This window comes from Oligoflexus sp. (assembly GCF_035638955.1).
Lineage (GTDB): Bacteria > Bdellovibrionota_B > Oligoflexia > Oligoflexales > Oligoflexaceae > Oligoflexus.
In genome coordinates this window covers 1-2,126 of record NZ_DASQYZ010000053.1, presented here as the reverse complement: position 1 = coordinate 2,126, position 2,126 = coordinate 1, and the positions used below count along the sequence as shown (strand labels likewise).

At 49.8% G+C, this 2,126-nt stretch carries 2 protein-coding genes; both read right to left on the bottom strand.

The window, feature by feature from the left end; genetic code table 11:
• Positions 1-497 precede the first annotated feature (497 nt).
• Complete coding sequence (locus VE954_RS05445; protein ID WP_414698973.1) at positions 498-1,058, bottom strand: IS66 family transposase; 561 nt, start codon at positions 1,056-1,058, stop codon at positions 498-500.
• On the bottom strand, positions 997-1,893 hold the full coding sequence (tnpC, locus tag VE954_RS05440) for an IS66 family transposase (RefSeq protein WP_324950480.1): 897 nt from the start codon (positions 1,891-1,893) through the stop codon (positions 997-999). The genes VE954_RS05445 and tnpC overlap by 62 nt, the downstream gene beginning before the upstream one ends.
• Positions 1,894-2,126: the final 233 nt, after the last annotated feature.

Genomic DNA, 2,126 nt, shown 5'->3' with positions numbered 1-2,126 from the left:
GAAGTTGCTGAACCCACAAGCTTTTTGTCTTTGGATGTCTGGGACATGGATGAAGCCTCATTTCCGCCACTTTCATTATACTAATTTATCGGCAGAAACTGTCTCATACTTGGCTGAGATATAGGGGACCTGATGGAGCTGCGATCCTCATTGAATGTCACGTCACTTACATGGAATATTTTATTTTCAATGGTCCAGTGGCCTCGATTCAACTGGAGCAGTGCCCCTGCATCAGCATCCTTAAGACTCGTCAGGCCATATACCTGCTCACGCCTGACCTTGCCGCTCTTTTTAATAACGCTTTCCCGTTCAATGATAAAAGCCTGCTCTGCAGTTGGAAAATGAAGCCAGAATGGAAGCCCATTCATCAGGTGAAGAGTTCTCTTTTCCTTCCGGCCATGTCCATGATCCTCTGTCCCTGCCATTGAATGTGCATTTTCCTTGTGAGCGCTTCGTAATCCACATCGGACAGGGTATGGCCTGGTCGGATCAATGGTTCAGCGCTTTTTGAAATTCCAGGGCAACAGGGCTTCATAGTCGGCAAGGGTTTGCGCATAGGGAAGGTCAGTGAATGTTTTCTTGAGCCATGAGAATGGATCGACATTGTTAAGGTTGCAGGTTTCGATCACGCTATAGAGGATCGCGCTGGCTTCAGCACCGTTCGGAGTATCAGCAAAGAGCCACGCCTTGCGTCCAATCACAAAAGGCTTAATCTGCCTTTCAATCCAATTGGTGTCGACCTCCAGCCTTCCATCCTCGAGAAATCTAACAATGAAAGGCCACTCATCAAAAAGATAAGAGCATGCCTTGCCCGTGAGAGACTTTGGCGGCAATGAGTCTTTCACCTCAACAAGCCATTTGTAAAGTTCATCTGGCAAGGGTGTGGAAAGCTTTTCCCTCTCTGACTTTCGTATTTCCGATGGCTTGTGACGGATCTGCTTTTCGACGGCATATATCTTTTGCATTCTAGTCAAAGCCTGGGCGGCAATGCTGCCTTCAGTTCCTGCGGCACCGGCCTTGGTCGCACATGAAATTTTCTTCTCGCATGAGCCAGACATCCCACACGTCTGATGCCGGCAGGAAGATTGCTATAACCCTTATATCCATCGGTATGCAGAAAACCCTCATAATCATCGAGCAGGGCTCTTGCCACCTTTCCGCTGCGGGACGGGCTATAAAAAAGCAGACGGCTTTTGTTTCGGAAGCATGACTGCCGATAACCCACATGAAGCTCTTTGAGCCTGGAGCCTTGTGTGCCTCCTTCAGAACCTGAATCACTGTTTCATCGCAATAAATGCATCTTGTATCGAAGACGTGGTCACGAATCAGATTGAATATGGGCTGAAGAAGTTCAGCGCAGGCAATCATCCATTTGCTGGTCGTTGATCGGCTCAGATCCACGCCGAGCCGCTCCAGGATTTTTTCCTGTCGATAAAGTGGAAGGCCGTCGGCATACTTCGAAATAGCGATATGAGCCAGGATTCCAGGGGAGGCATTGCTTTTTGGAATCGGTTGCAAGGGTGCCGGTGCAAGCTTCACACCCTCCCTGCAGCAGGGGCAGGCATACTTCGGTCTTACAGTCTTGAGCACAAAAATTCGGGAGGGAACGATATCATACTGCTCACTGGTTTCCTCGCCAAAGCGCTCGAGCTCCGCATGTTTGCAGTCCGGGCTCGGACAGAATTTTTCCCGGACAGGCAGATCTATAATCACCTCCTCGCGAGGAAGGTTTTCTGGAATCGAACGCCTGCCCCCTTTCCTGCGCTTGTGTTCAGGAATGGTTGTGGTCTCATCGATATCCACTGCGGTCGCAGCGACCTCAACTTCTGCCTCATTGAAGAGCGAGCCCTGACCCGGATGCATCTCCGTCCTGCGACCATATTTCTGAGCCAGATAAAGGTAAATCGTCCGTGCCCGGCGTTACCTCGTATCAGACTGAGGAGTGGAATCAGTCTCACTTTGAATTAACGCCTGCACGATTCAATTCGGTCTTCATTTGATAGGGGGTAAGCGGGGCATGGCCTTTGTGATGTCGAGCCACAGATTCCCTGTAGTATGTCCGTGGATTCAAGCCGATCATCTTGCAACTCTCGATCAAAGTCAGGTGAATGCTTGCAGTCATCGCT